The sequence below is a fragment of the Proteus sp. fly-1067 genome, from assembly GCF_040139345.1.
GTDB classification, from domain to species: Bacteria; Pseudomonadota; Gammaproteobacteria; order Enterobacterales; family Enterobacteriaceae; genus Proteus; species Proteus vulgaris_B.
Genome location: NZ_JBEEUL010000267.1, coordinates 1 through 526 on the forward strand (window position 1 = coordinate 1; position 526 = coordinate 526).

At 39.5% G+C, this 526-nt stretch carries 1 protein-coding gene; it reads left to right on the forward strand.

Annotation, left to right across the window (positions count from 1 at the left end):
• Window positions 1-526: aldehyde dehydrogenase family protein (locus tag ABN217_RS20350; RefSeq protein WP_502935152.1), on the forward strand; the 526-nt coding region annotated here is incomplete at both ends.

Consider the following 526-nt stretch of genomic DNA (forward strand, 5'->3'; position numbering starts at 1 on the left):
GTATTGGTGTTTGCCATACATTTGTTGATGAAAGTGCCGATTTAGAAAAAGCATTAACAGTTATTGTGAATGCAAAAGTGCAACGCCCAAGTGCATGTAATTCTTTAGAAACGCTTTTAGTACATGAAGATATCGCGGATCTATTTTTACCACAACTAAGTGACGCCATGGCAGCGCAAAAGGTGACTTTACACTCAAGTGAAAAAGCATTAGCTGGGTTAAAAAAAGGCGGAGCAACGATTGTTGATGTAAAAGATGCTGATTATTGTGATGAATGGTTATCACTTGATTTAAATGTAGAAGTGGTAAGTGGATTAACTGAAGCAATTAACCATATTCGCCGTTATGGAACTGCACATTCAGACGCAATTTTGACACAATCTATTGCTAATGCTGATCGCTTTGTTCGCCAAGTAGATTCTGCTGCTGTTTATGTTAATGCGAGTACACGCTTTACTGATGGTGGACAATTTGGCTTAGGTGCCGAGGTCGCTGTTAGCACACAAAAATTACATGCTCGAGGACC